This window comes from Glutamicibacter sp. NPDC087583 (assembly GCF_044743685.1).
In the GTDB taxonomy this organism is placed as follows: Bacteria; Actinomycetota; Actinomycetes; order Actinomycetales; family Micrococcaceae; genus Glutamicibacter.
The window spans coordinates 228,317-254,103 of the sequence record NZ_JBIUWY010000004.1; the positions used below are offsets into that span (position 1 = coordinate 228,317).

Consider the following 25,787-nt stretch of genomic DNA (forward strand, 5'->3'; position numbering starts at 1 on the left):
GCGATCAGGCCTTGCGTGCTTCCAAGGCGGAAATCAGTTGGGGCACGACCTTGAAGACATCCCCCACCACGCCGAAGTCGGCGATCTCGAAGATCGGTGCATCGGCATCCTTGTTGATGGCGATGATGGTCTTGGCGGTCTGCATGCCCGCCTTGTGCTGGATGGCTCCGGAAATGCCCAGTGCCACGTACAGCTGGGGAGAAACTGCCACGCCGGTCTGGCCCACCTGGGCGGCATGCTCGACGTATCCGGCATCCACCGCCGCACGCGACGCGCCCACGGCAGCACCCAAGGCATCGGCCAGCTGGTGCACCAGGTCGAACTGCTCCGCGCTGCCCAACCCGCGGCCACCGGAGACCACGCGTGCCGCGGAACGCAGCTCGGGACGGGTGGATGCCGTTTCGGCCGTTCTCAGTTCCTTGACCTCGACCTCCGGCTTGCCGCTGGCGGCTACCTCCAGCGGGATCGCGCTCGCCGGTTGGGCCTGGGCACGCTCTTCGATGCTGCCCACGCGCACGGTGATCACCGGCGCGCCGAAGGTCGGGGCGCTGTGGGTCGAATACGCGCCGCCGTAGATCGAGTGGGCTGCGATGATTCCCTGGTCATCACGCGAAACACCGAGCGCATCGACGCTCAGCGCCAAGCGGTGGCGCACCGCGAAGCGTGCGGCCACTTCGCGCGAAGCCAGGGTATGCCCCAGCAGTACGGCTTGTGGCTGGATTTGCGCGAAGGCCTGCTGCAGCGCGTCAGCCATCGGCGCGGTCAGCACCGGAGAATCGACGGCGGCGGTGAGTACCTGCGCGGCGCCAGACTCGCTGGCTTGCGCCGCCAGGGTATCAAGGGATCCGGCCGGAGCGGCGACAAGCGCTACCGGGGTGCCCACGGCAGAGGCGGCGCCGAGCAGTTCCTCGTGGTTCTTGGCCAGCGTTCCAGTGGCCGTGGTCTCGAGGAAAACAAGAATTGAATCAGAAGCAAAGGAAGTCATGGTTTTCTTTCCGCTCACACCAGGTTGTTCTTGACGAGGAATTCGGCCACTGCGTTACCGGCATCGCCGTCATCGGCAATGACAGTTCCAGCGGTGCGGGGCGGGCGCTGGGCCACCGAAACCATGATGGAACGCGCAGTATCCGCAGGCAGGGACTCGACGCCCAAATCGGCCAGGGACAGGGACTCGACCGGTTTCTTCTTCGCGGCCATGATGCCCTTGAAATTCGGGAAGCGGGCATCCGGCAATGCCTCGGTGATCGAAGCGACCGCTGGCAATGGAGCGCTGATCTGGGCGGCAGCGCCATCCAGCTCGCGCAATCCGCTGATCGCGCCGTCGGCAATTTCTACCGAGGACAACGAAGTCGCCGCCGGAAGATCAAGCAGGTCGGCCAGCATGACTGGGAGCATGCCCGCGGAGCCGTCGGTGGACATGTTGCCGGTGAGGACCAGATCGTAGCTGCCTCGGCGCAAAGCCGCCGCCAGGACCTGCGCGGTGAGGACCAGATCGGCGCCGAGAAGCTCCTCGTCGCTGATATGCACGGCGCTGGCAGCGCCCATGGCCAAGCCCCTGCGCAGGGTGGCCTGAGCTGAATCCGGGCCCATGGTCAGCACGGTGATTTCAGTTCCAGGGTTCGCATCAGCATGCTTCAGCGCAACTTCCAGGGTCCGCTCGCCGATTTCATCGAGCACCACTTCTGAAGCGGCACGGTCGGCCAGGCCGGTCTCCAGATCCAGCAGGCGGTCCTCTCCGGTATCTGGGACTTCTTTGATCAAAACCGCGATCTTCATTATTTTCTCCCTCTTATCGCAGTAGCATCTGCCAGGACAGCCGATGGCCGGAAATCACCAATGATCCGGGGCTTCGCGGACCACTGAAGCGGCCCCCGCCGAAACTACTAGGAAATCCAAGTTCATTAATAGGCCACGGCGCAGATTTTCTGCAGAGCTGAAAGCATTGTGTCGCAGGCTACGTCTGTCTTTGCTGTTCATCTTGTCGGATTCAGCGCCATTGGTCAATGAAAGTGGACAAGAAAACAGCAAGTGAGCACCTTGAACACCAAAGGTCCACGATCCGGCGGGGTCATCCGGGCATGCTTCCACGCAGGTGAGCCGCATCGCGCTATTCGCCCGGCTTCGGGCGGGCACCGTAGGCTTTAACCAGAGACCAATTTCGGAACCAAAGGACGGCTCATGGCCAGCAAAAAGCGTCAAGGCAAGAAGAACTCGGGCGCAGGAAATCCTGCCAAGGCGGCAGCGCGCGGCCGCAGCGTGTTCCTGATCCAGGCTGAACAGCAGATCAATGCGCTTCGCCAGGACTACACAACTTGGGTAGCGCAGCAGGTTCCTGCCTTTTCGCCTGAACAGGCGGCGCAGGCAGCGGGCATGCAGCTGGACGTCATCGGACAGATCGCCGGCCAGTACGCCGAGAACGCCCGCAGCTCGAACCTGTTCGACCTGGACATCGATGTCTTCGGCGAGACTCTGGCCGAGCACCTGGGCAACCTGCCGGAATCCTTGGCTCCGGAGCCGATCTTCACCACATGGCTGGAATACTTCAGCTTCATCGAGCAGCGCATGCTCTGGCAGGGCCCTGCGGAGAACCTCGAAGCCCTGCGCGAGATGCTGGAAGATACGCTCAATGGTTTTGCCGAGGGCGACGCGGAGCTATGCGGATTGCTGCGCGAAACCAGGTTGTTCAGCCAGGTCAAGGCCTATGCCCAGGCGGTGGCCGAAGGCGTGGACATGGAGGACTTCAGTGCAGCAGCCGAAGCGCCGCGCGCCAAGGTATTGACTGCCGTTGGCCTGGATGCCGAAACCTTCGACCCGGAAGGCCCGGCGCCACTAGCCTTCAACTACATCTGGAGCGCCGGCCGGATGTCCGTCGTGGAGTCGGAAGGATCGGTGTTGCGCACGGATCCGGACGCCTACGAATTGCTGGTTGCCGGCGAGGAAGCGGGCAGCGCGCAGCTGCTCTTCGAGATGGCTGTCGGCTGCGTCCAGGCGCACCTGAACCCGACCTTCGATGTCACCTTGCGGGATGAAGCCCATTACCTGGTGCTGCGTAACCTGCTGGTCACCGCATCCACCGGCCGCGAAGGGGACTTGGAGGGCCTGCGCCGCAACTGCGGTCCGAAGATCTACGATGCCGTGCTTCCAGAAGCCCGCATCGCCATGGATTCCTTGGTCGGCTACGGTCTGATTTCCAAGGACGGCGAGCGCTACAGCATCGACGAGCGCCTGGTTCCGGTCATCTCCGCCGGCATCTCAGAGGTCGAGGCCTTCTTCGAAGAAGCCGAATAAGGCAGGGGATGATACCCGCAGAGGCACCAGTCTGCGGGTATCATCCAACCTAGGAAGATATTCGCTAGTAGCAAGCAGGCAATCGCTAATGGGCAAGAAAATCAGTTGGCCAATGAGCTGGCTGGCTGCAGCCAGCGGGATCCTCTTTGCGGTGCTGCTGCTGATCGTGGATCCGCTGATCGCGGATGCCCCATGGTGGTCCGAACCCGACCTGTGGGTGCCCTTGGCGTTCCCGCTGCTTCCATGGCTGGCAGTTGCCGGCGTGATGGCATGGCTGGGAAGCGCAACCGAGCGCTGGCTGCACGCTCTGGTGTTCAGCTTCAGCGCCCTGGCCGCCGGGGTGATTCCCGGCCTTTTCTGGACGCTACTGCTCTTTGACGCTTTCCCGGATTCCGCCAGCCCGCAGCTTCCCATGGCCGTCTCGCTATTCTCGGGTGCGGTGGCAATTGTGCTGGGTGCAGTTGCAGGCGGGCGGGCAATTTTCAGGCGTTTCAGGAAGGCCCGGCTGGCCGCCGTGGCGAACTAGGCGGCGGAGCGAAGCCCCTGGAGGCTATCGAGCCTGGTCGTCCTGCCGCGAGGCAGCGATGGAGATCAGTTTCCGCAGCACCTCCAGGTCGATGTCCTCCAGCTTTTTCACGTACACGCAACCGGCTCCCTCGGTGTATTTGCCCAGCTGCGGCAAGAGCTGGGCGCCCTCGGGAAGGTCCTTCAGCCCGTAGAGCGAGAGCTGGGCCTTGCGCGGCGAGAAACCGGTCTTGGGCCAGATGCCCGTGGTGCGCGCATTGGCAGGGGAGATGTAGGTGTAGCTTCCGTAGCCCACCATGCTCGGTCCCCACATCACCGGCTGCTCGCCGGTGGCTTCGCGGAAGATGCGGTCCAGTTCGTGGCCGTCAACCCGGCGCTTGGCCGGGGTTGCCGCCTCAATGAATTCCTCCACGCTGGCCTCAGTTGGAAGGGTCTTCTGACTTGTTGGCAAGTGATGCCTCCTCGGGTGCTCCAGGTGATTCGGCCTGGAAAATTGTCGACAGCTTGCGGTACTGGCTGGTGCCCATGGCCAGCAGCGCCACCACAATCATGATCAGCCCGCCGGCCAGGAATATCAAGGCGATGCCGCGCGCCTGGCCTTGCCCCACCAGCCAGCCGAAGCGGTCGTCGCCCGCTGGCGAGCGCATGAAGGGGATGACCAGGTACTGGGCAATCGGCGCGATCAGGAAAGCGGTAATCGGCGCCGCGGCGGCTTCCATCATCTGGGCGAAGCCGAACACCCGGCCCTGGCGGCGGAAGGTGACCACCTTCTGGATCACCGTTTGCTCCGAGGCTTCCACCGCCGGGATCAGCATCATGTAGAGCCAGATGCCCAGCACATAGAGCCACGTCCATTCGCGGATGGTGAAGATCGCGCCGAGGAATCCCATGACGGCAACCAGCAGGAGCATGGTGCGGATCGGGTTGGCCCCCAGGCCGAACTTGGCGATGGCCAAGCCGCCGATGATGAAGCCGGTGGATGCCAGCCCGAAGGTGATGCCCCAGGCTTCGACCGGCATGATGGTCAGCCCGTAGGGATCCATCAGCGCCATGTAGGTGCCGCCGATGAAGTTGTTGAACATCGAGAAGATGATCAGCGCGAATAGGCCAGGGATGGCCATCACTGTAGTGAAGCCCAGGCGCAGGTCGCTGGTCTTGGTCCGCCCTTCCTCCTTTTCCGGTTCCTCCTCCGGGATGGAGATGCCCAAAAGGTGCAGCATCGTGACCACGACCATCACGATGGCAATGGCCAGCGTCCATCCCATCCCCAGCAGTCCGATGGACAGCCCGGAGAACACGCTGGTGATGATGAAGGCGATGCCCTGCACCGTGCCTACCAGCCCGTTGGCGTTGGCATGGCGCTCGACCGGGATCAGCAAGGTGACCGTCGTGGACAGCGCGATGCCTCGCATCTGCTCCACGATCGCGCCGAACAGGATGACCAGGCAGAAGATCCAGAACTGCCATCCGCCGATATCCAGGATGTCCTTCGTGGGCAGCCAGAGGTAGATCAGCCCAGCCAGGGAAAAGGCCACAGCGGTGATCATCGCGGAGAAGACGAAGACCGATTTCTTGCGGTGGTTGTCCACGATCGTCCCGAAAACCATGGAGAACACGGAGATCAGCAGCATGAATGCGCCGCCGATGATGCCGGTGGCCATGACGTTCTCGGTCTCCAGGTACACCCAGAAGGTCAGCGCGAACCACAGGTAGCTGGTGGTGAGGTTCGCGACGGCGGTGTTGACCAGTATGTGCATGAAAGAGCGCTGGCCCTGCGGCGGAACTTCGGGGTTCTGGCCGTGGGCCGGCGGGAGATCAGGGGGTCCTTCATCGCGCATGGGCAAGCCTGCTTCGAAAAAGTGGCTGGTGGTCGTAGCAAAAGAATACGCCGATGCATTGATAGGCAACAGGTGTGAATTCAGACGATCGAAAACATAGTAGTCAGATGCCTAGCCCAAGCCTAGGCATAACCCTAGTGTGACCGCCCGCACTTTCTGCCAAGGTTGAATCCATGCAAACCGGCTGCAGCGGTTTCCCCTTTAAACGAGCATTGAATGGACGGAGCACACCACGCCATGACCGAGACCCTGAACGAGGTATCCAGCCTGCTGGATAACGCGCTGGTTGACAGCCCGGAAACCGGAGAGTTCCGCGCCAACCGAAATATCTTCACCGACGAAGAGATTTTCGAGATGGAAATGAAGCACATCTGGGAAGGCAACTGGGTGTACCTGGCCCACGAGTCCCAGATCCCCAACATCGGCGACTACTACACCACCAACATCGGCCGCCAGCCCATCATCATCTCGCGCAACAAGCAGGGCGAACTCAATGCGCTGATCAACGCCTGCAGCCACCGCGGAGCTATGCTCTGCCGGCGCAAGACCGATAACCGCACCACCTTCACCTGCCCGTTCCACGGCTGGACCTTCAACAACTCCGGCAAGCTGCTCAAGGTCAAGGATTCGCGGGGAGCTGGCTACCCGGAGCAGTTCAACAAGGACGGCTCCCACGATTTGACCAAGGTCGCCCGTTTCGAGAACTACCGCGGTTTCCTCTTCGGCTCGCTGAACGGCGATGTCCTGCCGCTGGAAGAGCACCTGGGCGAGGCCACGAAGATCATCGACATGATGGTTGACCAGTCCGAAGAAGGCCTGGAAGTGCTGCGCGGCGCCTCGACCTACACCTATGACGGCAACTGGAAGCTGCAGGCGGAGAACGGCGCCGACGGCTACCACGTCTCGGCCACCCACTGGAACTACGCCGCCACCCAGGCCCGCCGCGCCAACGGCGAATCCTCCAACGACACCAAGACCATGGACGCCGGCGGCTGGGACAAGCAGAAGGGCGGCTACTACTCCTTCGAGCACGGCCACCTGCTGCTGTGGACCGAATGGCTGGACCCGGCCAACCGCCCGCTGGCCGAGAAGCGCGACGAGCTGGTTGCCAAGTTCGGCGAAGCCAAGGCCGACTGGATGATCGGCATTTCGCGCAACCTGTGCCTGTACCCGAACGTGTACCTGATGGACCAGTTCGGCTCGCAGATCCGCGTCTTCCGGCCGGTGGCAGTGGACAAGACCGAGGTGACCATCTATTGCTTCGCCCCGGTGGGCGAGTCGGACACCGCGCGCGCGGCCCGCATCCGCCAGTACGAGGACTTCTTCAACGCCTCGGGCATGGCCACCCCGGATGACCTGGAAGAATTCCGCTCCTGCCAGAAGACCTACCTGGCCACCTCGGCGCAGTGGAATGACCTCTCGCGCGGCCAGGCCCACCAGATCACCGGACCGGATGAGAACGCGGACAAGGTGGGCCTGAAGCCCATCTCCTCCGGGGCGCGCACCGAGGACGAGGGCTTGTACCCGATCCAGCACGGCTACTGGCTGCAGACCATGCGCCAAGCCGTGGATAACGAACGCGAAGCACAGAACTAAGGCCGAAGGGACAAGACAGATGAGCACCATCGCACTGACCGAGGCGCCGACTTCCAACGGCGCAGTCACCACCGCGGATATCGCGCAGTTCCTCTACCAGGAAGCCCGCTTCCTCGATGACCGCGACTTCGACCGTTGGCTGGACTGCTACCACCCGGAAGCCACCTTCTGGATGCCGGCCTGGGCCGATGACGAGCAGCTGACCGAAGATCCGCAGCGCGAGATCTCGCTGATCTACTACGCTAACCGCGGCGGCCTGGAAGACCGCGTCTTCCGCATCAAGACCGACCGCTCCTCGGCCACCTCGCTGCCAGAGCCGCGCACCGGGCACAACATCACCAACGTGGAGATCGTGTCCGTGGACGGCGACAAGGTGGACATCCGCTTCAACTGGTTCACCTTGTACTACCGCTACCAGAACGTGGACACCTACTTCGGCACCTCGTTCTACACGATCGACTACTCCGGCACTGCGCCGGTGATCACCGCGAAGAAGGTCGTTCTGAAGAACGACTACATCCACCACGTGGTGGACATCTACCACATTTAAGCGACACCACCTTGGGCGGCGGGGCCTGTGCAGGTCCCGCCGACTCACCCATCCCCAGATTTCTTGAAATGAGCATGCCATGTCCCATCAGGTAGCCCTCGCCTTTGAAGACGGGATCACCCGCTTCATCAAGGTTGGCGCGAACGAAACCGTCGCCGACGCCTCCTACAAAGCCCGCATCAACATTCCGCTGGACTGCCGCGACGGCGCCTGCGGCACCTGCAAGGCCTTCTGCGAGTCGGGCAAGTACGACGGCGGCGACTACATCGAAGAAGCCTTGACCGACGACGAGGCAGAGGCCGGCTACTGCCTGCCATGCCAGATGGTCCCCGAATCCGACCTCGTGCTGCAGATCCCGACCACCTCGGATGTCGCCAAGACCTCGGCCACCACCTTCGAATCCACGCTGAGCGAGATCCGACGCATCTCCGAAACCACCTACGCCTTCAGCCTCGAGGTGGACAAGCGCGAAGACCTCTCCTTCCTGCCCGGCCAGTACGTGAACATCGAGGTGCCCGGCTCCGGCGGGCAGACCCGTTCCTACTCCTTCAGCTCGGGCCCGGAAGTGGACATCGTCTCCTTCCTGATCCGCATCACCGATGGCGGTCTGATGTCCACCTACATGCGCGATACCGCGCAGGTGGGCGACCGCATCACCTTCACCGGCCCGATGGGCAGCTTCTTCCTGCGCGAACCCAAGCGCCAATCGCTGCTGCTCGCCGGCGGTACCGGTCTGGCCCCGCTGCTGGCCATCCTGGAGAAGCTGGCCGGCATGGACAACCCGCACCCGGTGCACCTGATCTACGGCGTGAACACCGACATCGACCTGGTCGAACTCGATGTGCTGCAGGACTACACCCAGCGCATCGCGGGCTTCAGCTTCGACACCGTGGTGGGTGACCCGGACAGCGCTTCACAGAAGAAGGGCTACGTCACCAACCACTTCGAGCCGCAGCACCTGGCCGAGGGCGACGTGGATATCTACCTTTGCGGCCCGCCTCCGATGGTGGAGGGCGTGCGCCGCCACCTGGAAGCCGAAGGCCTCAAGCCGCAGAATTTCTACTACGAGAAGTTCGCGCTGGCCGTCGGTGCGGACACCGAGCCTGCCGAGCCTGCCGCTCCGGCTGCCGAGGCGCCCGCCGCGCAAGCCGCCGCCGACCAGGGCTACGAAATCGGCGAGGAGCACGCCAGCTTCGAGGCCCAGTTCGATGCGCGCATGGCCTTGGAACTGGCCGTCGTCGAGCTGACCATGGGCAAGCTGGCCGAGGGCCAGCTGGGCGAATTCAAGGTCCTGGCCGAACTGGCTGGCAAAACCCTGGACGGCGAGAAGTTCATCAACGCCGAGGAATTCACCGTCACCAATGACGCCTTCCACGAATTCCTGTTCAAGGCCGTGGGCAACGAGCACCTGCTGCAGGCCTACCGCCGCCTGGACGTGCCGGCGCTGATGGCCGCCGTGCTGCGCCAGGAGCACTGGATCGACGGGGCCGTGGACGCCGACCACCTGGACATCGTCGCCGCTTTCGAGAAGCAGGACATCGCCGCTGCCCGCGCGGCGATCACCGCGCACAACCAGCACGCCAAGGCCACCATGGCCGCCGCTTCCAAGGCAGCGGCCCAGTGAGCGCCGGGCTGCCCGAGTCCTTCCATCCGGGCCGCTTCGCCGGCAAGGTCGTCATGGTCACCGGCGCCGCCCAGGGCATCGGCTGGTCCGTGGCCCGGCGCATCGCCGCCGAGGGCGGGGAAATGGTGCTCGTGGACCGCGCGGCGCTGATCCACGAGGTGGCCGGGGCCCTGCGCGCCGACGGCGCCACCGCGCTGAGCGTGACCGCCGACCTGGAAACCTACGAGGGCGCGCTGGCTGCGGTCACCGCCGCGAAGGACCAGTTCGGACGCATCGACGTGCTGGTCAACAACGTGGGCGGAACCATTTGGGCCAAGCCCTACGAGCACTACGCGCCGGAGGAGATCGAAAAGGAAATCCGGCGATCGCTGTTCCCGACCTTGTGGATGTGCCGTGTGGTCTTCGAGGAAATGGTCCAGGCCCGATCCGGAACCATCGTGAACGTCTCCTCGGTCGCCACCCGCGGCATGAACCGCGTCCCGTACGCGGCGGCCAAGGGCGGGGTCAAGGCCATTACTTCGGCGCTGGCCATGGAGGGTGCCGAGCTGGGCATCCGCGTGGTCGCCACTGCGCCGGGCGGGACCGAAGCCCCTGAGCGGGTAGTCAAGCGCGGACCGGCGCCCACCGGTGAGCAGGAAAAGGCCTGGTACCAGGCCATCGTGGACCAGACAGTGGACTCCACCTTGCTCAAGCGCTACGGCACCTTGGACGAGCAGTCGGCGCCCATCGTGTTCCTGGCCTCGGATGAGGCCTCCTACATCACCGGTTCCACCCTCGCGGTGGCCGGAGGAGACCTCGGCTAGCGGCAGTCCCGGCACTGCAAACGCACCACCATGGAACAAACGGCTCGTGATCACGGGCCGTTTGTTCCATCCAGCACCAACCCGGCCGTGCTTCCAGCGCCGGGCACGTATTTTCCGGGGAACAACGAGGTTCCCCGGTCACCGCAAACGAACGGAAAAACACGTGAATACCAGCCCAATGACATCCAGCAATGCCGCCAATGGCGCCGTGCGCTGGGTGGTGGTGATCGCCGCCATCGCCCTGATCTTCGACGGCTACGACCTGGTGGTTTTCGGAACCATCGTCTCCACGCTGCTGGCGGACCCCAGCCAGCTCGGCCAGCTCGATGAAGCCGCCGCCGGATTGCTGGGCAGCTACGCGCTGCTCGGCGTGATGGTCGGTGCGCTGTCCACCGGCGCGATCGGCGACTACATCGGCCGGCGCAAGGCGATGATCACCGGCATCATCTGGTTCTCCGTCGGCATGGGCCTGACTGCGCTGGCCTCCGACACCCTGTGGTTCGGCATCCTGCGCTTCCTCACCGGCATGGGCGTGGGCGCGATCGTGGCCACCGCTGGCGCGGTGGTGGCCGAGTTCGCCCCGAAGAACCGCCGCAACTACTACAACGCGATCGTCTACTCGGGCGTGCCGGCCGGAGGCGTGCTCGCCTCGCTGCTGGCCATGGTGCTCAGCGACGTGATCGGCTGGCGCGGGCTGTTCCTCATCGGCGCGCTGCCGCTGCTGTTCCTGCTGCCGATGGCCTGGTTCAAGCTGCCCGAATCCCCGCAGTGGCTGCTCTCCCGCGGCCGCGTGGCTGAAGCCCGCGAGGTGGCTGCGCGCACCGGAATGCTGCTGGAACTTCCCAGCGACGCCGATGCCGGGCAGCTGAAGGCCGAACGTGTCGGCTTCGCCGCACTGGCCACCAGGCGCTACGCGCTGCCTACCGCACTGCTGGGCATGATGAGCTTCGCCGGGCTGCTGCTGACCTATGGGCTGAACACCTGGATGCCGGAAATCATGCAGCAGGCAGGCTACGGCAAGTCCCATTCGCTGCTCTTCCTGCTGGTGCTGAACCTCGCCGCGGTCTTCGGCGGGCTGCTGGCTTCGGTGGCCGCCGACCGCGTCGGCCCCAAGCAGGTCGTGGCGCTGACCTTCTTCCTGTCCGCGCTGGCGATGGTGCTGCTGACCCTCAAGCTCCCGCTGGGCTTGCTGCTGTCCCTGGTGGCAGTGGCAGGTGTGGGAACCATCGGCACGCAGGTGCTGATCTACGGCTTTGTGTCGAACTACTACCACAGTGCCGCCCGCGGGGCCGGGGTGGCCTGGTGCGCCGGATTCGGCAGGCTGGGCGGGATCTTCGGCCCGCTGCTGGGCGGAGTGCTGCTTTCGGCGGGAGTTTCCCCGGGAACCGCATTCTATGTCTTCGCCGCAGTTGCTATCGTTGGAACGCTGGTCACCACCTGCGTCCCGATGACCCGTTCGGCCGCGCAGCGCAGCGCGCAAGAAGAGCTGGCTGCCGCGGGAGCAGGGAAGTAGCAGCACATCGAAACGCAACGCGGCGACGCAGGAAGGCTGGTGAACGCCATGCTCAGTGCCCAGCAGGGCCAGGATGCGCTCATCGGCCTTTCCCGCGAAGTCCAGCAAACTGGCAGTACCCTGGCCGTGCTGAAGGGTCCGCGCGGCAGCGGCAAGAGCACCATCATCAAGGCGCTGCTAACCCGGTTGGCCAGCCAATCGGTGCAGCTGGTGACCGCCTCGCGCTGGGAAACCGCGCAGCCCGGAGCCGCCTTGGGCCCGTTGCTGCAACGCAGCCACGCAGGCTCGGCCGGGGCGCTGGGCGAGGCCTTGCTGGAATACCTGCGCAGGGAGGCGCCGCAACTCCGTGTGCTGGTGCTGGAAAATGCGCAATGGGTCGATGACCTCAGCTTCCAGGCGCTGCACTACGCCTGGCGGCGCTTGTGCAATGAACCGGTACTCATCGTGCTGGTGATGCGCGACCAGAACCTGGCCAGGCTTTCACCGGAAACCCGTGAATTCCTGGCCGACAGCCAATTGCAGATCCTGCAGCTTCAAGTGCCCGATCCAACGCATGCGCGCGAGATCATCTGCGCCAGGACGGGGATCGACCTGCCGCCCATGGCCGTCGAGCAGCTGGTGGACTACACCGAGGGCAACCTGCAGGTGGTCATCGAGCTGGCCCAGGAGAATCCGGAGCACAGTTGGGAGCAGTTCGACCGCTGGCCGCCTGCCCCTCGCGCCCTGTCGTTGCACGTCATCGAGCTATTGGAGGGGTTGGAACCGCGGGCGCGGGCGCTGCTGGAAGCGGCTGCGGTGCTCGGCGCGCAGGCCCGGATCGACAATATCGCCAAGCTGGTGGGCGAGGATGATCCGCTGCTGCCGATCCAGCAGATTCTCGACTCCTCGCTGGCGCAAACCCACGGCCATAGCGGGAAGGTGCGGCTCGGGTTCGAGAACGCATTGACCCAAATGGCTGTCTACCATCAGATCCCGCTGAGCACCCGCATCCGGTTGCATGCTTGTGCCGCGGACATCGTCGAGGACCAGGGGGCCAAGCTGGGCCATCGGGCCGATGCGAGCATCCTGCCCGATGGCAGCTTGTCGATGGAACTGCAAGACTACGCGCGGTCCCAAGGCAAGCGGGGCGAGTGGTCTTCGGCCGCTACCGCGTACTTCAGGGCCATGCACTTGTCCCCGGAACCGATGCGCCGCGACTCCCTGCTGCTCAACGCAGTGGATGCGATTGTCGCCGCCGGCGAGCTGCCGCGGGCGCAAACCTTCGCGCATCAGCTTTCGAGCTTGGAAAGCAGTCCGGAACGGGACGTGCTTTCCGGATACATCTCGATCCTGCAAGGCCGCGCCAACACCGCGCAGCGCTGGCTGTCCAGTGCCTGGCAGAACGCGGTCCAGCCTCAGGACAACGATGTGATGGCCGCGATCGCCCAACGCCAAGTCCTCGATTCGCTGTGCCGTTTGAAGGGGCAGAAGATCATTGACTGGGCTGAGCAATCGCTGCGCCTTGCCCAGGTGGGCAGCCCGCTGGCCATTGAGAATGCAGCCATCCAAGGGCTCGGCCTGGCGATGATGGGCCGGCCTGATGAGGGGGAGCAGGTCTTGATGGACCTGCTGGCCACCCTTCCGGCAGGAGCACAGCGCCAGCGCGCAGAAATGTCACTGGGCTGGGTATACCTCGCGACCGATCGCGTGGAGCTAGCCCGGCACGAGCTCTCCGCAGCCAGCTCCACGGACTTCAGCGATGGTTCCCTGCGCATCTCGCTGTGGGCCAAAGCCTGGTCGGCGCGCGCTGAATTCCTCATGGGCGACTGGGACCAAGCGCTGGAGACGGTTCGATCCGCGCAGTCCCTGCAGGAGCGTTCTGAAATCCAGATCCTGCGTCCGCTGATCCAGCTGACGGCGGTGCAGATTCACGCATTGCGCGGCAATTGGGAGCAGGCGGATCTGCACCTTCGCAAGTCGTGGGCACGCACCGGCAGCTATGCCATTATGGAGATGCCTTACCGGATGGCGCGGGCCGAGATTGCCCGGGCGCAGGCAAACCATGAAGAGGTTGTGCGGACGCTGGAACCATTGCTTCGGCTGGACCGTACGCAGGGCATCGACCAAGCAGGTTTCTGGACCTGGCAGGATACATACGCCATGGCGCTAATCCGTTGCGAACGCCTGGATGAAGCAGAGAAATTCGTACAGCCGTTGCTGGAGAGTGCTCTCGCTTCAGGCCACCAGAGCGGAGCCGCTCGATTCCTGAGCGTGCAAGGCACCTTGCTGGCAGCCCGCGGTGATATCGACGCAGCCCGTTTGGCCTTTGAAGATGCCATCCGCCGTTTGGAAGGCATCGGGTCGGTCTACCATCGGGCAAAAATTGATTTCTACTACGGGCAATGCCTGCGCCGAGCCGGCAAGCGAGCCGAATGCGTTGCGCCGTTGACCCGCGCGCTGGCGATTTTCACGCACTTCGATGCATCCGTGTACATCGACCGCTGCACTCGTGAGCTCCAGGCAAGCGGAACCGGGATGCTGCGCAGGGAGAGTGCTGACTGGTCGACGCTGACGGCGCAGGAACAAGCCGTGGCCAAGCTGGTTTGCGAAGGTGCAAGCAATCGACGTGTCGCTGAAGAGCTGTATATAGGCACCAAGACAGTGCAGTACCACCTGACCAAGATCTACACGAAGCTGGCGGTCTCAAACCGTACTGAGCTTGCTGCGCTGGCGCGTTTCGACCTTGAGGGATAGTGCCTTCCGACTGAGAAAAATTTTCATTCCCGAGGGCAGCAAAACCATGCGGAGTTCGAGTTGACCTGCGCGCTGTGACTGTAGATTTTTTTCATTCAGTACGAATCGCTTGAATCGAACGCGGCCGGGATTCTTGATTCAGGCCGCGGCCAGCATTGCAACCAGACTCAAAGCCGTTGCTCCTGCGAAGTATGGGTGGTGTGGTGGTGCTAGTGACTGAAAAAATTTGTCACTCGAAATCCAAATCAGGTACTGGCTCTAGCTGGTTCCGGTTCCGGGCAGGCCCTCATCTTGGCCGAGCCCCAGTACTCGCCGCACTTCGGGGGTCAATTGCACCTCGCAGGCCGCAGCCTCCTGGGGACGTTGAGGACAACGATCGTTGACATGATCAAATTTCTCCACGTTGTCCACGCTCTCGGGAACCGTGATTGACCGCAGCCCGTGCGGAGATACCCACGTCTTGGAGCCATCCGGGCAAGCGAAGACCTTCCAGCCAAGCGCGTGCTTGTACATCTGATGCTGCTTGCACAAGAGATGAGTGTTCTGACGGGTAGTGTGGCCGCCCTGTCCATACGCTTCGATGTGATCAATTTCCGAACGATCGGGCAGACGGCGGCAACCAGGGAAACCGCAATGCTGGTCGCGGTAACGCAGCAAATCGCGCAACCCCTGGGAAGGTCGATATTTCTTGGGCTCCACATCAATTGCGGCTCCCGTCCACGGGTCGGTCAGAACGCGCTGGAACGACGGAGCATCCGCGGCGATTTCCAACGCTACGCTGATTGGGATCGGCCCGTAACCTTCCAAATCAGCGAGGGCGCGAGCGGGATTCACGAGCATTTCAATGGCTGGGATCGTGATGGCAACCCGTGGCTTCAGCGGCATGCCTTCCATTCCGGGCCAGCCATGCAGATACACGTCCGCAAGCACATCGGCTTCAACCTGCGTTTGCGTGCGCAGATCCTTGGAATCAGTGATCTGGGCGGCTGCCTGCTTTATCGAGTTGCGAATCGAATGGATGACATCAGCGCGGTGATGCAGCTGCAAGGTAGCCATGCCATTCTCCTCATTCCACACCTTGAGATTACGGGCTGCGAATGCGTTCTTCTGCCGGTTCTCTGCCGAATTGGGATTCATCCGGTCGTGAAAGCGACGGGCCCGCTGGTAGACAGTCTCGTCGCAGGCTGTTCTTGCCAAAGGCAGCAAATTTTCCTCCATGCGGCCGACCTGCTCCGGGGAAAGGTCTTGCGAGTATTTGACGATATCGTGGGCGGCCTTAACGGTAATCTCACCTGCAGCGAGCGCGGCAAGGGTGGCTTTGCAGGCGTGGCGCAAGCCCTTGGCATGGAACATCCGCTTGCTGGCTTTACGGACGGATTCGCGCAATGCGACAGCTGACTCAGCTACGAAATTGGAGTTGATGACCTGCTCGCTGCCACGGTCTATGCCATAGTATTCGGCACTCTTGCTGGCTTCGGCTTCTTCGTCTGGGGTGTGGGCATGCTCGGTGGCAATCAGGTCATTGAAGGACGCGCTGACCTGCTCGACTCCGTCTGCCAGCAAAACGCAGATAGCGGCTTCAGCGCTGCTCATCAGGCGTTGGAGTTTCTTCAGGCGTTCCAATGCGTCTCCGGGCCCATCCACGGGGCCCGCATTGAATAGTTCGTCAGCAACCTGCTTGATGGGTCCGAAGAACAACTGGTGCTCGCGATGGGCGTCGAGTGCTGACGCTCTGTGCGACTCCATGCGGGTGCCCGGCGGGCGCAGTGGAAGGCGATGTTCATCGTCGTGATCGTCTAGATATGCGGGAATAGTCATAGTTAACGTTCGCGCAGATTATCGACAGTATCTTCTGGTTCGAAACCAATTGTGGATAAGTTCTAGAAAGTTTATACGAATGCGATTAAGCGTGATTCCGGCGCGAAAATGGCTAGATCAGGGAAGGCAGTAATGGGTGCCGTGCTAGTTGCTAGTTGGATGCAGGGGGCGCGGCGGGCGGGTGAAGGCAGTTCGGATGCCAAGGGCTGCCATGGCTGCGAGTATGGCAAAGGCGAGGACGCTGGCCATGTACAGGGGTGCGGCTAGATCCGCGGCGGCATCGGCGTTCCAATCGGCAAAGGTGTCGCCCACCGAGTTCATATTGGCGAAGGAAGCGAAGAAATAAGCCGGTGCGCCTAAGGCAATGATCAGGCTCCAAGCTCCGATAGCCGCCCAGGCGGGCAGCTTGCGTCCGGCGGAAACTACCGGAACGAGCCAAGAAATGGCGAGGGCGGTTCCAGTGGCTGCGAAGACCCACCCTCCAAGCGAGTCGTAATTCTGGTCCATTGAGGCCATCTCGGAAATGGTTTCATCGAGGGAGAGTCCACTTGCTGCGGTCACGGCCCAATTGTTCATGAGCAGTGAGCCGTAAGCCGCGTAAGCCACGATCATGGCGAACCCGGAGATGGCTAGAAGTTTACGCATGTCAGTAGCCTAACAGTGCACTAGTCAACTCGGTGGGATAACCAATACGCGTATGAGTTGGGCGTCCATGCTACTTCCTTGCACGATCAAGCTGTCCTGAGGCCAGCTGCCTGTATTCCAGTGCAAGAATCCGTGAATCAGATGCCCTTAGTCGGTAAGGTGGATTATGGGCCGATCGGGCGCCAAAAGCGATCGCGCGAGCGACATCACCCAGCGCCGCAATGCAGCGCCAGCCGTTAGAAGGAGACTAGGGATGATCTTCACCAAAAAAGGCGACGCCGCAGTTCTGGCCAAGCTCAGCACAGCTCCAGCACCCTATCGCGAGATTGCCGAACGGCTTCACGCCATAATCATGCAGAGCGCACCATCGCTGGAGCCGATCGTCCGCTGGGGACTTCCGTTCTACGTCCGGGATGGCAAAGACGTCTGCTACATCAAGCCTGACAAGGACTTCGTAGCTTTCGGTTTTGGAGAAGTCGTGAATCCAGCCTACGAGGAAGGCTCCCACATGCATCCAGTTGCATGGACTATCACCTCGCTGGATTCTGCAACGGAAGACAGGATCCGGGACCTGGTGAAGAAGGCCGCGGGCTGATCCCGAGCAAGCTAGCTGGCCGCAAGATGAACAGTGCGCCCGCTGCAGGCAGCCGCATTGCCTGGAGTCCGTCCTCAGGTGCGCCGAAGGTCCCGGCAGCGTCATTGCTGTCGGGACCTTCCGCTTCGCGTCGGTAGTACTGAGGGCAAAAGCCTAGGCGGCAAGCATCGAGATGCCGTGCTCCTCTTCTGGCATCCATCCGGTCCAGGCCCAGTGGTTCTGGGGTTCGCTGGTATCGGCAGCTCGGTGCGCGATGGATTGGGGTTGGAACTTCCCGGCTGGATCATCCAGTGTTGAAGCATTCATGCTGCGCTCCCATTGGATTGGCGGGTGTTCGCCCGTTCGTCGAGGTTCCGGGTACGGCAACGGCGGGGGTCCGGCCAATGCTGCCGGGACCCCCGCCGTGTTGAGGCGCGCTGGGGCTTACTTCACAGGGTCGAGCACGAAGTCGTAGGTGACCTGCTTGCCGTTGCCCGATGCTGCTGGGTGCACGTCGAGCATCAGTTCCGGCTTCACCGCGGTGGCGATGTCGTCGTCGTTGTGCGCATCGCCCGGGAAGTACAGCTGGGCGGTGAGCAACTCGTGGCCCTCGGCGGAGACCTTCAGGTGCAGGTGCGCTGGGCGCCACGCGTGCCAGCCGGCGGCGGCGATCAGCTGGCCGCAGGCGCCGTCGGTCGGGATCTGGTACGGGGCTGGCTGCATGGTGTTGATCTGGAAGTTGCCTTCCTCGTCAGCAATGAAGGTGCCGCGCAGGTTCCACTCGGGGATGCCAGGGGCGAACTGCGAGTAGAAGCCCTCTTCGTCTGCGTGCCACAGCTCGATCTTGGCGTTCTTCAGCGCCGAGCCGTCGGTGGAGCGGACCTGGCCCTGGAAGAGCAGGTTGGTGCCCTTCTCGTCCTCGCGCATCGAGATGGTGGCAGGGGTGTTCTGCGAAGGCGCTTCGGGCACGTAGTAAGGGCCTTCGATCGAGCCCTTGTTGCCTTCGCGGTGGTCGGTGGCGACCTCTTCCACCGAGTGCTCCAGCCACACGTCCAGGAACAATGGCCATTCGCCGTCGTCGCCAACCTTGATCAACCATGCCTTCAGGGCATTGAACTCGTCGTAGCTCACGCGCTCTTCGAGGATGATGTCGTTGGCGGCCTTGACGAGCTTGGAAGCAAGCATGTTCACGCGCTCGGTGGAGGTCGCGATGCTGCCGAGCTTGCCGGAGTTGCGGAAGCTGTCGGTGGCGGCGTTGCCGGACTTGGCTGCAGTTGCGTCTGCTGGAGTTTCAGTGGTCATGGTGACTCCCCTAAATTATGTGGTGTGGCGGATGCGGATCCATACTGTGACCCCCATCATCCCGGGTGATTGATATTCAATGTAGTGCAGCGTCTATGCCAAGTGAAATACTCATTTGGCGGCCATTGGAACGTTTTGAATATCAATGCTTGTGGGCTGGGACACGGAGGGAATCCGTCGGCCCGGAAAAGTCCTAGGCCAGCGAATTCGGATGCTTGGCCAGCGCGGTGACCTTGATCTTCATGTACGGGTACATCGGGAAGCCGCTGAGGATTTCGTGCAGTTCGTCGTTGGATTCGACGTTGTACAGCGAGTGGTTCGCGTACTCGCCGACCACGCGCCAGATGCCCTGCATCTTGCCGCTGCGCTGCAGGCTTGCGGAGTACTCCTTTTCCCGGGCCTGGAAGTCAGCGACTTGCTCATTGGTCAGGTGGTCCGGGAAAACAACGTCCATACGGGCGAGGAACAACATGGGGATCTCCTTTAGTTCGAGGTGGAAGGCACGTGGTCCTGGCGGTAGCGCGCCAGCTTGGATTCGTCGATGGCGGCGCCCACGCCGGGCACGGTGCGCACCGGAATGCGGCCGTTGACGATCTGCAGCGGCTCGGCGAGCAGGTCATCGGCCATGTCCAGGAAATTGGACAGTTCGCCGGCGCGGCGGCTGGTGGCTTCGAAGGCCGCGCCGAAGGTCACCGTGGCCAGCGAGCCGACCTGGGTGTCGATCTGGTTGCCCATGGTGACATCCACGCCCAGTCCGGTGCACAGGCCCAGGATTTCGGTGGCTTCGGTGAAGCCCGAGCGGGCGGTCTTGATGCAGATTGCGTTCGCGCCGCCGGAGAGCAGTTCGCGCGAGGCATCGCCCGCGGTGGGCGCGGACTCGTCGGCGACGATGGGGATCGGGGAGCGTTCGACCAGGCGGCGTCGGCTCATCGCTTCCTTGGCATCGCACGGCTCTTCGAGCATGGTCAGGCCAAGGCCCTCGGTCTGGCGCAGCACCTCCATGGACTCGTTCGCGCTCCAGCCGCGGTTGGCGTCCAGGTAGAGCTCCACGTCCTCGCCCAGCCCTTCGCGCAGCACGCGGCAGGCCTCGATGTCCAGGGCGAGCGGGCGGCGGCCGACCTTGAGCTTGAAGGTGGTGATGCCGTACTGCTCGCCGAAGCGCAGGGCCTCGTCGAGCAGCGCCTGGGCGGGCTTGAAGCCGAGCATGTGGCTCACGCGCATCGAGTCGGTGAAGCCGCCAAGCAGCTTGTGCACCGGCGTGCCCAGCGCCTGGCCGATGGCGTCCCAGACGGCGATGTCGATCGCGCCCTTGGCCACCTGGTTGTGGATGGTCCTATCCAGCACCTGGCGGATCTTGGCGCGGTCCATGATCTCCAGGCCGATCAGCTGCGGGGCGAAGACATCCTGCACGATCGCGACGATGGACTTCTGCGTCTCGCCGTAGGTGTACGGGCGCGGCGGGGCGTCGGCGGTGCCGATCACGCCTTCGTCGGTGTGCACGCGGATGAGCACGTGCTCGGCGGTGTGCACCTCGCCGCTGGCAAAGCGCAGCGGGTGGTTGTAGGGGATGGCGTAGGGGATTGTTTCAATCCGCTGGATTCGCATCGGGGTCCAGCCTTTCTAGGGGGTTGAGCAATGTGCAAAGTTCCAGGAAGTTGCGCACCAGCGCAGACTCGTTGCCGGCCTTCCAGGCGATCGCCAGGTCGACGGCCGGTGCGTTGCGCAGCGGCCGGAAGGTGATCCGGGTGCTGTGCGGCAGGTAGTGCGTGGTGGGCAGCAACCCGATGCCCAGGCCCGCAGCGACGAAGGTGAGCAGGGTGGAAGTTTCGCTGGCCACCTGCGCGATCTGCGGGGCGAAGCCCACGCGGCGGCAGGAGTCCATGATGATGTTGTTCACCGCGGAGGATGGCGGGTAGCAGATGAACTTCTCGCCAGCCAGCTGTTCCAGGTCCAGCTCATCGTGGGCGGCGAGCGGGTGGCCCAGCGGCAGCGCCACGGCCAGGTGGTCGCGGTCCAGCAGCATGTAGTCCACCTCGGTGCCGCGCACCGGCGGGCGCAGGATAGCCAGGTCCAGGCGTCCCTCGACCAGTCCCTCGACCATCTGCGGGGTGAGCATTTCGCCCTGCACGTTCAGCTGCAGGCCCGGCATCTGCTGGGAGCTGGCTTCGATGAGCTTGGGCATGATGCGCGAGGTGGCGCTGCCGGTGGAACCCAGTCGCAGCACGCCCAGCGCGCCTTGGCCCACGGTGCGCACATCGCGGGAGAGCTGGTCGAGCTCTGCAAGCAGGATGCGCCCGCGGCGCAGCAGCAGCTCACCGGCGTTGGTCAGTTCCACCTTGCGCGTGGTGCGGATCAGCAGCTGGGTATCCAGGGTCTCTTCGAGCTGCTTGATCTGCTGGGAGAGCGGGGGCTGCGCGATATGCAGGCGCGCCGCTGCGCGGCCGAAATGGCGTTCTTCGGCGACGGCGACAAAGTAGCGAAGTAGTCTCGTGTCCATGGTGCTCCGATCGTCGGACCGCGCGTCGAATGCGCAGAAGACGCTTGCTGGCAACTCTAACGCGGCGATCCAAGAGGGTGAAATACTTATTCTGGGTCGATTGAGAGTCTACAAGTATGAATTCTTGGGTCGCACTGTATTCGACGATTGATTTCCAGACCGGAATCACGCCGGGAGGCACTGGACTGCCATGGACCGCCACGGGCCCCATGCGGCCACTTGGCCACCAGCACGGCTCCTTCCTGGCGCTTGGCAGCGGGACAGCTCGCGGTTAGGGTGTGAATGTGACGCTGGGCACATGTTTCGTGTCCGCACCAATTCCGACGAGGCGATCCATGAAGGGGTACGCAGATGAAGGCTTATGCCCAGGGCGAGAGCGGACCGCAGCTGATCGAAGAGACGATCGGAGCCAGCTTCGAACGCACCGCTGCCCGCTTCGGCCCGGCAGAAGCACTGGTCGAAGCGGCCAGCGGACGGCGTTGGTCATGGAGTGAACTGGATGCGCAGATCAACTCCCTGGCCAAGGGCCTGCTGGCCGCCGGCCTGGAGGCGGGAGACCGGGTGGGCATCTGGGCACCTAACTGCGCGGAATGGGTATTCGCGCAGTACGCCACCGCGAAGATCGGCGTCATCCTGGTCAACGTCAATCCTGCCTACCGCACCCACGAATACGCCTACGCGGTCAACCACTCCGGGGTGCGCCTGCTGCTGGCGGTCTCCGAATTCAAGACCAGCAACTACCGTTCGATGGTGGAGGCGACCCGCGCCGACACCCCGAGCCTCGAACGCGTGGTCTACGTGGACACCGGGGACTTCGCGCAATTGCTGGCCGAGGGCGAGCAGGTCAGCGACGAGGAGCTGGCCCGGCATCTGGCGGCCACCAAGCCCGGGGATCCGATCAACATCCAGTACACCTCGGGCACCACCGGCTACCCCAAGGGCGCGGTGCTCAGCCACCGCAACATCCTGAATAACGGCTACCAGGTCACCGGCATGATCGACCTGGACGAGCATGACCGGCTGTGCATCCCGGTGCCGTTCTACCACTGCTTCGGCATGGTGATGGGCAACCTGGGCTGCACCTCCCGGGGCGCGACCATCGTCATCCCGGCCCCGGGCTTCGACGCCGACACCACGCTGCGGGTAGTGGCGGAGGAGAAGTGCACGGGCCTGTACGGGGTGCCCACGATGTTCATCGCCATGCAGAACCTGCCCAATTTCAAGGTCTTCGACCTCTCGTCGCTGCGCACCGGCATCATGGCCGGATCCATCTGCCCGGTCGAGGTGATGCGCCGCTGCATCGACGAGATGGGCATGGACGGGGTGTCCATTGCCTACGGCATGACCGAGACCTCGCCGGTCTCCTGCCAGACCCGCAGCGACGACGATATCGAGCGCCGCACCTCCACCATCGGCCGGGTGCACCCGCATGTGGAAATCAAGGTGGTGGACCCGGTGAGCGGCGAAACCCTGCAGCGCGGGGAAACCGGCGAATACTGCACCCGCGGCTACTCGGTGATGCTCGGCTACTGGAACGACGAAGACAAGACCCGGGCGGCCATCGACGACGAGGGTTGGATGCACACCGGCGACTTGGCGGTGATGCGCGAGGACGGGTACTGCACCATCGTGGGCCGCATCAAGGACATGGTGATCCGCGGCGGGGAGAACATCTACCCGGCGGAAATCGAGGAATTCCTCTACAAGCATCCGGATATCGAGGACGTGCAGGTGATCGGGGTGCCCGATGAGAAGTACGGCGAGGCGATCTGCGCCTGCATCCGCATGAGGGACGGCCGTGAACCCCTGGACGTCGCGGCCATCGGCGAATACTGCACCGGGCATCTGGCGCATTACAAGATCCCCGCCTACGTGCAGATCCTGCAGGATTTCCCGACCACCGTCACCGGGAAGATCCGCAAGAACCAGCTGCGCGAGGATGCGGCGAAAGTGCTCGAACTGTAGCCAAATGCCACCAGGCAGGGGCGCAAGGCACAGCGTTGCTTTGGGTGGAGGTGACCTTGGACATAAATACTGCGTCGATGATTTTTCCGACTGCTAGTTTTCCAAGTAGCTTGCCTTGGGCAAGCCCGGCATGATTCGCTGATCCAGATCAGGTCCAGGCCAGGGGTTGCCAAGGAATCCGAACGTGAATGGGGCGCGTACTTGCAGAAACATTTCAGCCGCTTAGTGGGCATCGCTGTCATTTTGATCGTCGTTCTCGCGGCCTCGCTCTTGGCCTGGGCGTTGAGCATGAGCGGGAAGCCTGCGCTGATGTGGAACCCGATCGAGGTCCATATCGGAAAACTCTGGACTACTTTCTACAGCACCGAGCTGCCGGATCTGTCCATCCTCGCTTTCGCCGTCGCCGCAGCAGTCTTCCTGGTGCTGCTGGTGGTCCTGGGCGAACGCTTTGTCACCTGGCGCTATCGCCGGACGCCGATCCAGAAATCGAGCCGGCCGCTGGCGCCCAAAGCGGTGATGGCCCGGACGCGGGGCATCTACGCCGGGCCGGTGACCGTGACCGTGCTGATCCCGGCGCACAATGAAGAAGCCTCCCTGCCGTACACCCTGAAAGCACTGGAAGAGCAGAGCTTTGCCCCCTCGAGCATCATCGTGGTTGCCGACAACTGCACCGACCGGACCGTGCAAGTTGCCCGCGAGCACGGGGTCGAGGTGTTCGAATCGGTGGAGAACAAGCACAAGAAGGGCGGCGCGCTGAACCAGGCGCTGCACTCCATCCTGCCCGGGATGGGCGATAACGACTGCGTCATGGTGATGGATGCCGACAGCCAGATCGGCGCGGACTTCCTGGCAACCGCCCGGGACCGCTTCACCTGGGACCGCGCGCTGATGTCCGTGGGCGGGCTGTTCCACGGAGAAGAGGGCCATGGGCTGATCGGCCAGTTCCAGCGCAATGAGTACACCCGCTACCAACGCGAAATCGGCCGTCGCGACGGCCGGGTCTTCGTGCTGACCGGAACGGCCTCGGTATTCCGCGCGACGGCCCTGCGCGAAGTGGCTGCGGCACGAGGAAGCATGCTGCCGGGCACCTGCGGCGAGGTCTACGACACGGCGGCTCTGACCGAAGACAACGAACTGACCATTGCGCTGAAAACCCTTGGCGCGCTGACCACATCGCCGCAGGACTGCACGGTGGTCACCGATCTGATGCCCAACTGGAAGATGCTGTGGGCGCAGCGGCTGCGCTGGCAGCGCGGCGCCTTGGAGAACCTGGGCGCGTACGGAGTCACCCCGCAGACCACGCGGTACTGGGCCCAGCAGATCGGCATCGGCTACGGCGTGATCGCGCTGTTCAGCTATTTCGCGCTGATGATCATCATGCTGGTCTCCATGGACAACTGGGTGTGGTTCCCCTTCTGGATGCTGCTTGGAGCGCTCTTCGCTGTCGAGCGCGTGGTCACGGTCTGGCACGGCGGCTGGAAAGCCAGGATCATCGCCGCGCTGGTGATTCCGGAATTGGTCTATGACGCCTTCCTGGACCTTGCGTTCCTCAAGGGCGTAGGGGATATCGCGTTTGCCCGGAGCGCGGATTGGAAGCACGTCGACCACGCGGGCGCCGCACGTAAGGAAAGCACCTCATGATGAATCACCTCGTCCAGATTCCACATGGAATCATTCTTCCCGAGAGCGTTCTGCTCAGTGATTGGTTCGCGGTGCTCGCTTCGTTCGTCGCGATCAACACCGTGCTCTATCTGGTTCTGGGACTGGCCAAGCTGCTGCCGGTGATCCGGATCCGCAGCTCGCGGGGACGGGAACGGCGCTCAGAAACCCGGAATATCGATCCCGAGGCGTCCGTGTAGCTCATGCATCGCAGCTGGCAAGCCCGCAAGCTCTATGCCCGGGCTGAAATAGAAGCCCTGCGCATAGTCGAAGTCCAGCTTCCGGGCCAGATCCAGATGTTCACCGGTTTCGATCCCCTCGACCAGAGTTCTGGCACCGATCTCGCGGGCAGCGGCCAGCAGGATGCCAACGTGTTCGCGAGCCTGCGTCGATGCCAGGTAGTGGATGAAAAGCGAACGGTCCAGCTTCACAATGTGCGGCTTCAGCCGGAGGATGCGCCCCCGCGTTGCATAGCCGATGCCGGCATCGTCAACCAGCAGCAGGCAGCCGAGCTCATCTGCATGGATGCGGGCGGCATCGCAAACTTCCGGCGCGGACTGCTCATGCAGTTCCAGGCCCCACAGCAGCCGAGGATCCAGTGCCGGCTTTGAGTGCGCGAACGCCCTGATCGCTGGACCCGAAGCATTCATGGTGAGCAGCAGCCCGTCGGGCAGGCCTTGGCTGGATTCGACGATGCGCTCCAGGGCGCGAAGCTCCAGTTCAACCAGGTTGCCTTCGGCCCGGGCCGCGGAGAAATGCTCGTCAGGGCTGCGCCCGTCGTCGAAGCGCGCCAGTGCCTCGAAACCCAGCAGCGTTGTGGAACGCAGGTTGATCAGTGGCTGGAATACGAACTTCAT

At 63.1% G+C, this 25,787-nt stretch carries 24 protein-coding genes; 12 read left to right on the plus strand and 12 right to left on the minus strand.

Translation table 11 applies throughout. The annotated features are described in order from the left end of the window. Positions 1–4 precede the first annotated feature (4 nt). Together ACIOU9_RS12550 and ACIOU9_RS12555 are read right to left on the minus strand one after the other, a co-directional pair. Positions 5–985 (minus strand): electron transfer flavoprotein subunit alpha/FixB family protein, encoded by a 981-nt coding sequence (locus ACIOU9_RS12550; protein ID WP_105662262.1) that lies wholly within the window; start codon positions 983–985, stop codon positions 5–7. Between the two features lie 14 nt (positions 986–999). Then, the gene (locus tag ACIOU9_RS12555) at positions 1,000–1,776 is read right to left on the minus strand and encodes an electron transfer flavoprotein subunit beta/FixA family protein (protein ID WP_133833871.1); all 777 of its coding nucleotides are present in this window, start codon (positions 1,774–1,776) and stop codon (positions 1,000–1,002) included. A 402-nt stretch (positions 1,777–2,178) separates the two neighbouring features. Between ACIOU9_RS12555 and ACIOU9_RS12560 the strand changes: the two genes are divergently transcribed. Beyond that, a complete protein-coding gene (locus ACIOU9_RS12560; RefSeq protein WP_388024798.1) occupies positions 2,179–3,288 on the plus strand; it encodes a hypothetical protein in 1,110 nt (369 codons plus the stop codon). Positions 3,289–3,376: 88 nt separating this feature from the next. Beyond that, positions 3,377–3,814: a hypothetical protein gene (locus ACIOU9_RS12565; protein ID WP_105662264.1), complete on the plus strand. Its 438-nt coding sequence runs from the start codon at positions 3,377–3,379 to the stop codon at positions 3,812–3,814. A 24-nt stretch (positions 3,815–3,838) separates the two neighbouring features. Here ACIOU9_RS12565 and ACIOU9_RS12570 read toward each other — a convergent pair whose 3' ends face one another. Further along, the gene (locus tag ACIOU9_RS12570) at positions 3,839–4,264 is read right to left on the minus strand and encodes a DUF1801 domain-containing protein (protein ID WP_105656492.1); all 426 of its coding nucleotides are present in this window, start codon (positions 4,262–4,264) and stop codon (positions 3,839–3,841) included. Further along, positions 4,233–5,651: an MFS transporter gene (locus ACIOU9_RS12575; RefSeq protein ID WP_105656491.1), complete on the minus strand. Its 1,419-nt coding sequence runs from the start codon at positions 5,649–5,651 to the stop codon at positions 4,233–4,235. Before ACIOU9_RS12575 ends, ACIOU9_RS12570 begins: the two co-directional genes overlap by 32 nt. Before the next feature lie 237 nt (positions 5,652–5,888). Between ACIOU9_RS12575 and benA the strand changes: the two genes are divergently transcribed. From benA to ACIOU9_RS12605, 6 genes are all read left to right on the plus strand, one after another. Further along, positions 5,889–7,247 carry a benzoate 1,2-dioxygenase large subunit gene (gene benA, locus ACIOU9_RS12580; RefSeq protein ID WP_402697102.1) on the plus strand — a complete coding sequence of 453 codons (1,359 nt, stop codon included), beginning with the start codon at positions 5,889–5,891 and terminating at the stop codon, positions 7,245–7,247. A gap of 19 nt (positions 7,248–7,266) precedes the next feature. Beyond that, positions 7,267–7,797, plus strand: coding sequence for a benzoate 1,2-dioxygenase small subunit (benB, locus tag ACIOU9_RS12585; protein ID WP_402697104.1), 531 nt, complete (start codon positions 7,267–7,269; stop codon positions 7,795–7,797). 79 nt (positions 7,798–7,876) lie between these two features. Further along, positions 7,877–9,421: a benzoate 1,2-dioxygenase electron transfer component BenC gene (benC, locus tag ACIOU9_RS12590; RefSeq protein ID WP_402697105.1), complete on the plus strand. Its 1,545-nt coding sequence runs from the start codon at positions 7,877–7,879 to the stop codon at positions 9,419–9,421. Further along, positions 9,418–10,224, plus strand: a complete 807-nt coding sequence (locus tag ACIOU9_RS12595) for a 1,6-dihydroxycyclohexa-2,4-diene-1-carboxylate dehydrogenase (RefSeq protein WP_402697107.1) — start codon at positions 9,418–9,420, stop codon at positions 10,222–10,224. The genes benC and ACIOU9_RS12595 overlap by 4 nt, the downstream gene beginning before the upstream one ends. 178 nt (positions 10,225–10,402) lie before the next feature. Continuing rightward, entirely contained in the window at positions 10,403–11,737 is a 1,335-nt protein-coding gene (locus tag ACIOU9_RS12600; RefSeq protein ID WP_402697108.1) for an MFS transporter, read from the plus strand. A gap of 48 nt (positions 11,738–11,785) precedes the next feature. Then, complete coding sequence (locus ACIOU9_RS12605) at positions 11,786–14,470, plus strand: LuxR C-terminal-related transcriptional regulator (RefSeq protein WP_402697176.1); 2,685 nt, start codon at positions 11,786–11,788, stop codon at positions 14,468–14,470. Positions 14,471–14,728: 258 nt separating this feature from the next. On the opposite strand, the gene ACIOU9_RS12610 is transcribed toward ACIOU9_RS12605, so the two are convergent. Both ACIOU9_RS12610 and ACIOU9_RS12615 read right to left on the minus strand, forming a co-directional pair. Then, a complete protein-coding gene (locus ACIOU9_RS12610; RefSeq protein ID WP_402697109.1) occupies positions 14,729–16,288 on the minus strand; it encodes a DUF222 domain-containing protein in 1,560 nt (519 codons plus the stop codon). A 144-nt stretch (positions 16,289–16,432) separates the two neighbouring features. After that, on the minus strand, positions 16,433–16,933 hold the full coding sequence (locus tag ACIOU9_RS12615) for a hypothetical protein (RefSeq protein ID WP_105662271.1): 501 nt from the start codon (positions 16,931–16,933) through the stop codon (positions 16,433–16,435). Between the two features lie 253 nt (positions 16,934–17,186). Here ACIOU9_RS12615 and ACIOU9_RS12620 point away from each other — a divergent pair, with 253 nt between their 5' ends. Continuing rightward, on the plus strand, positions 17,187–17,528 hold the full coding sequence (locus ACIOU9_RS12620; protein ID WP_286134659.1) for a DUF1801 domain-containing protein: 342 nt from the start codon (positions 17,187–17,189) through the stop codon (positions 17,526–17,528). A 153-nt stretch (positions 17,529–17,681) separates the two neighbouring features. Here ACIOU9_RS12620 and ACIOU9_RS12625 read toward each other — a convergent pair whose 3' ends face one another. From ACIOU9_RS12625 to ACIOU9_RS12645, 5 genes are all read right to left on the minus strand, one after another. Continuing rightward, positions 17,682–17,834, minus strand: a complete 153-nt coding sequence (locus tag ACIOU9_RS12625) for a hypothetical protein (RefSeq protein ID WP_402697111.1) — start codon at positions 17,832–17,834, stop codon at positions 17,682–17,684. Between the two features lie 117 nt (positions 17,835–17,951). Next, positions 17,952–18,809, minus strand: coding sequence for a catechol 1,2-dioxygenase (gene catA, locus ACIOU9_RS12630; protein ID WP_105656483.1), 858 nt, complete (start codon positions 18,807–18,809; stop codon positions 17,952–17,954). A gap of 193 nt (positions 18,810–19,002) precedes the next feature. Beyond that, positions 19,003–19,281: a muconolactone Delta-isomerase gene (catC, locus tag ACIOU9_RS12635; protein ID WP_105656482.1), complete on the minus strand. Its 279-nt coding sequence runs from the start codon at positions 19,279–19,281 to the stop codon at positions 19,003–19,005. 11 nt (positions 19,282–19,292) lie between these two features. Further along, the gene (locus ACIOU9_RS12640; RefSeq protein WP_402697113.1) at positions 19,293–20,414 is read right to left on the minus strand and encodes an enolase C-terminal domain-like protein; all 1,122 of its coding nucleotides are present in this window, start codon (positions 20,412–20,414) and stop codon (positions 19,293–19,295) included. Then, complete coding sequence (locus ACIOU9_RS12645) at positions 20,395–21,306, minus strand: LysR substrate-binding domain-containing protein (protein ID WP_105662373.1); 912 nt, start codon at positions 21,304–21,306, stop codon at positions 20,395–20,397. Before ACIOU9_RS12645 ends, ACIOU9_RS12640 begins: the two co-directional genes overlap by 20 nt. Positions 21,307–21,657: 351 nt before the next feature. On the opposite strand from ACIOU9_RS12645, the gene ACIOU9_RS12650 reads away from it, so the two are divergent. The 3 genes from ACIOU9_RS12650 (at position 21,658) to ACIOU9_RS12660 (ending at position 25,130) form a co-directional block, all read left to right on the plus strand. Next, positions 21,658–23,271, plus strand: coding sequence for an AMP-binding protein (locus tag ACIOU9_RS12650; RefSeq protein ID WP_402697114.1), 1,614 nt, complete (start codon positions 21,658–21,660; stop codon positions 23,269–23,271). A gap of 201 nt (positions 23,272–23,472) precedes the next feature. Then, entirely contained in the window at positions 23,473–24,912 is a 1,440-nt protein-coding gene (locus ACIOU9_RS12655; RefSeq protein WP_402697116.1) for a glycosyltransferase, read from the plus strand. Further along, positions 24,909–25,130 carry a hypothetical protein gene (locus ACIOU9_RS12660; protein ID WP_286134077.1) on the plus strand — a complete coding sequence of 74 codons (222 nt, stop codon included), beginning with the start codon at positions 24,909–24,911 and terminating at the stop codon, positions 25,128–25,130. Before ACIOU9_RS12655 ends, ACIOU9_RS12660 begins: the two co-directional genes overlap by 4 nt. Here the strand turns inward: ACIOU9_RS12660 and ACIOU9_RS12665 are convergent. After that, entirely contained in the window at positions 25,092–25,787 is a 696-nt protein-coding gene (locus tag ACIOU9_RS12665; RefSeq protein WP_332503955.1) for an EAL domain-containing protein, read from the minus strand. The two genes, ACIOU9_RS12660 and ACIOU9_RS12665, sit on opposite strands and share 39 nt — an antisense overlap.

Coding starts and splice junctions, on each gene's coding strand:
- ACIOU9_RS12615 (WP_105662271.1), bottom strand. CDS start 16,933: ATGCGTAAACTTCTAGCCATCTCCGGGTTCGCCATGATCGTGGCTTAC.
- ACIOU9_RS12660 (WP_286134077.1), top strand. CDS start 24,909: ATGATGAATCACCTCGTCCAGATTCCACATGGAATCATTCTTCCCGAG.
- ACIOU9_RS12600 (WP_402697108.1), top strand. CDS start 10,403: ATGACATCCAGCAATGCCGCCAATGGCGCCGTGCGCTGGGTGGTGGTG.
- ACIOU9_RS12565 (WP_105662264.1), top strand. CDS start 3,377: ATGGGCAAGAAAATCAGTTGGCCAATGAGCTGGCTGGCTGCAGCCAGC.
- ACIOU9_RS12610 (WP_402697109.1), bottom strand. CDS start 16,288: ATGACTATTCCCGCATATCTAGACGATCACGACGATGAACATCGCCTT.
- benC (WP_402697105.1), top strand. CDS start 7,877: ATGTCCCATCAGGTAGCCCTCGCCTTTGAAGACGGGATCACCCGCTTC.
- ACIOU9_RS12640 (WP_402697113.1), bottom strand. CDS start 20,414: ATGCGAATCCAGCGGATTGAAACAATCCCCTACGCCATCCCCTACAAC.
- ACIOU9_RS12665 (WP_332503955.1), bottom strand. CDS start 25,787: ATGAAGTTCGTATTCCAGCCACTGATCAACCTGCGTTCCACAACGCTG.
- benB (WP_402697104.1), top strand. CDS start 7,267: ATGAGCACCATCGCACTGACCGAGGCGCCGACTTCCAACGGCGCAGTC.
- ACIOU9_RS12620 (WP_286134659.1), top strand. CDS start 17,187: ATGATCTTCACCAAAAAAGGCGACGCCGCAGTTCTGGCCAAGCTCAGC.
- ACIOU9_RS12625 (WP_402697111.1), bottom strand. CDS start 17,834: ATGAATGCTTCAACACTGGATGATCCAGCCGGGAAGTTCCAACCCCAA.
- ACIOU9_RS12650 (WP_402697114.1), top strand. CDS start 21,658: ATGAAGGCTTATGCCCAGGGCGAGAGCGGACCGCAGCTGATCGAAGAG.
- ACIOU9_RS12645 (WP_105662373.1), bottom strand. CDS start 21,306: ATGGACACGAGACTACTTCGCTACTTTGTCGCCGTCGCCGAAGAACGC.
- ACIOU9_RS12605 (WP_402697176.1), top strand. CDS start 11,786: ATGCTCAGTGCCCAGCAGGGCCAGGATGCGCTCATCGGCCTTTCCCGC.
- catC (WP_105656482.1), bottom strand. CDS start 19,281: ATGTTGTTCCTCGCCCGTATGGACGTTGTTTTCCCGGACCACCTGACC.
- ACIOU9_RS12550 (WP_105662262.1), bottom strand. CDS start 985: ATGACTTCCTTTGCTTCTGATTCAATTCTTGTTTTCCTCGAGACCACG.
- benA (WP_402697102.1), top strand. CDS start 5,889: ATGACCGAGACCCTGAACGAGGTATCCAGCCTGCTGGATAACGCGCTG.
- ACIOU9_RS12555 (WP_133833871.1), bottom strand. CDS start 1,776: ATGAAGATCGCGGTTTTGATCAAAGAAGTCCCAGATACCGGAGAGGAC.
- catA (WP_105656483.1), bottom strand. CDS start 18,809: ATGACCACTGAAACTCCAGCAGACGCAACTGCAGCCAAGTCCGGCAAC.
- ACIOU9_RS12560 (WP_388024798.1), top strand. CDS start 2,179: ATGGCCAGCAAAAAGCGTCAAGGCAAGAAGAACTCGGGCGCAGGAAAT.
- ACIOU9_RS12575 (WP_105656491.1), bottom strand. CDS start 5,651: ATGCGCGATGAAGGACCCCCTGATCTCCCGCCGGCCCACGGCCAGAAC.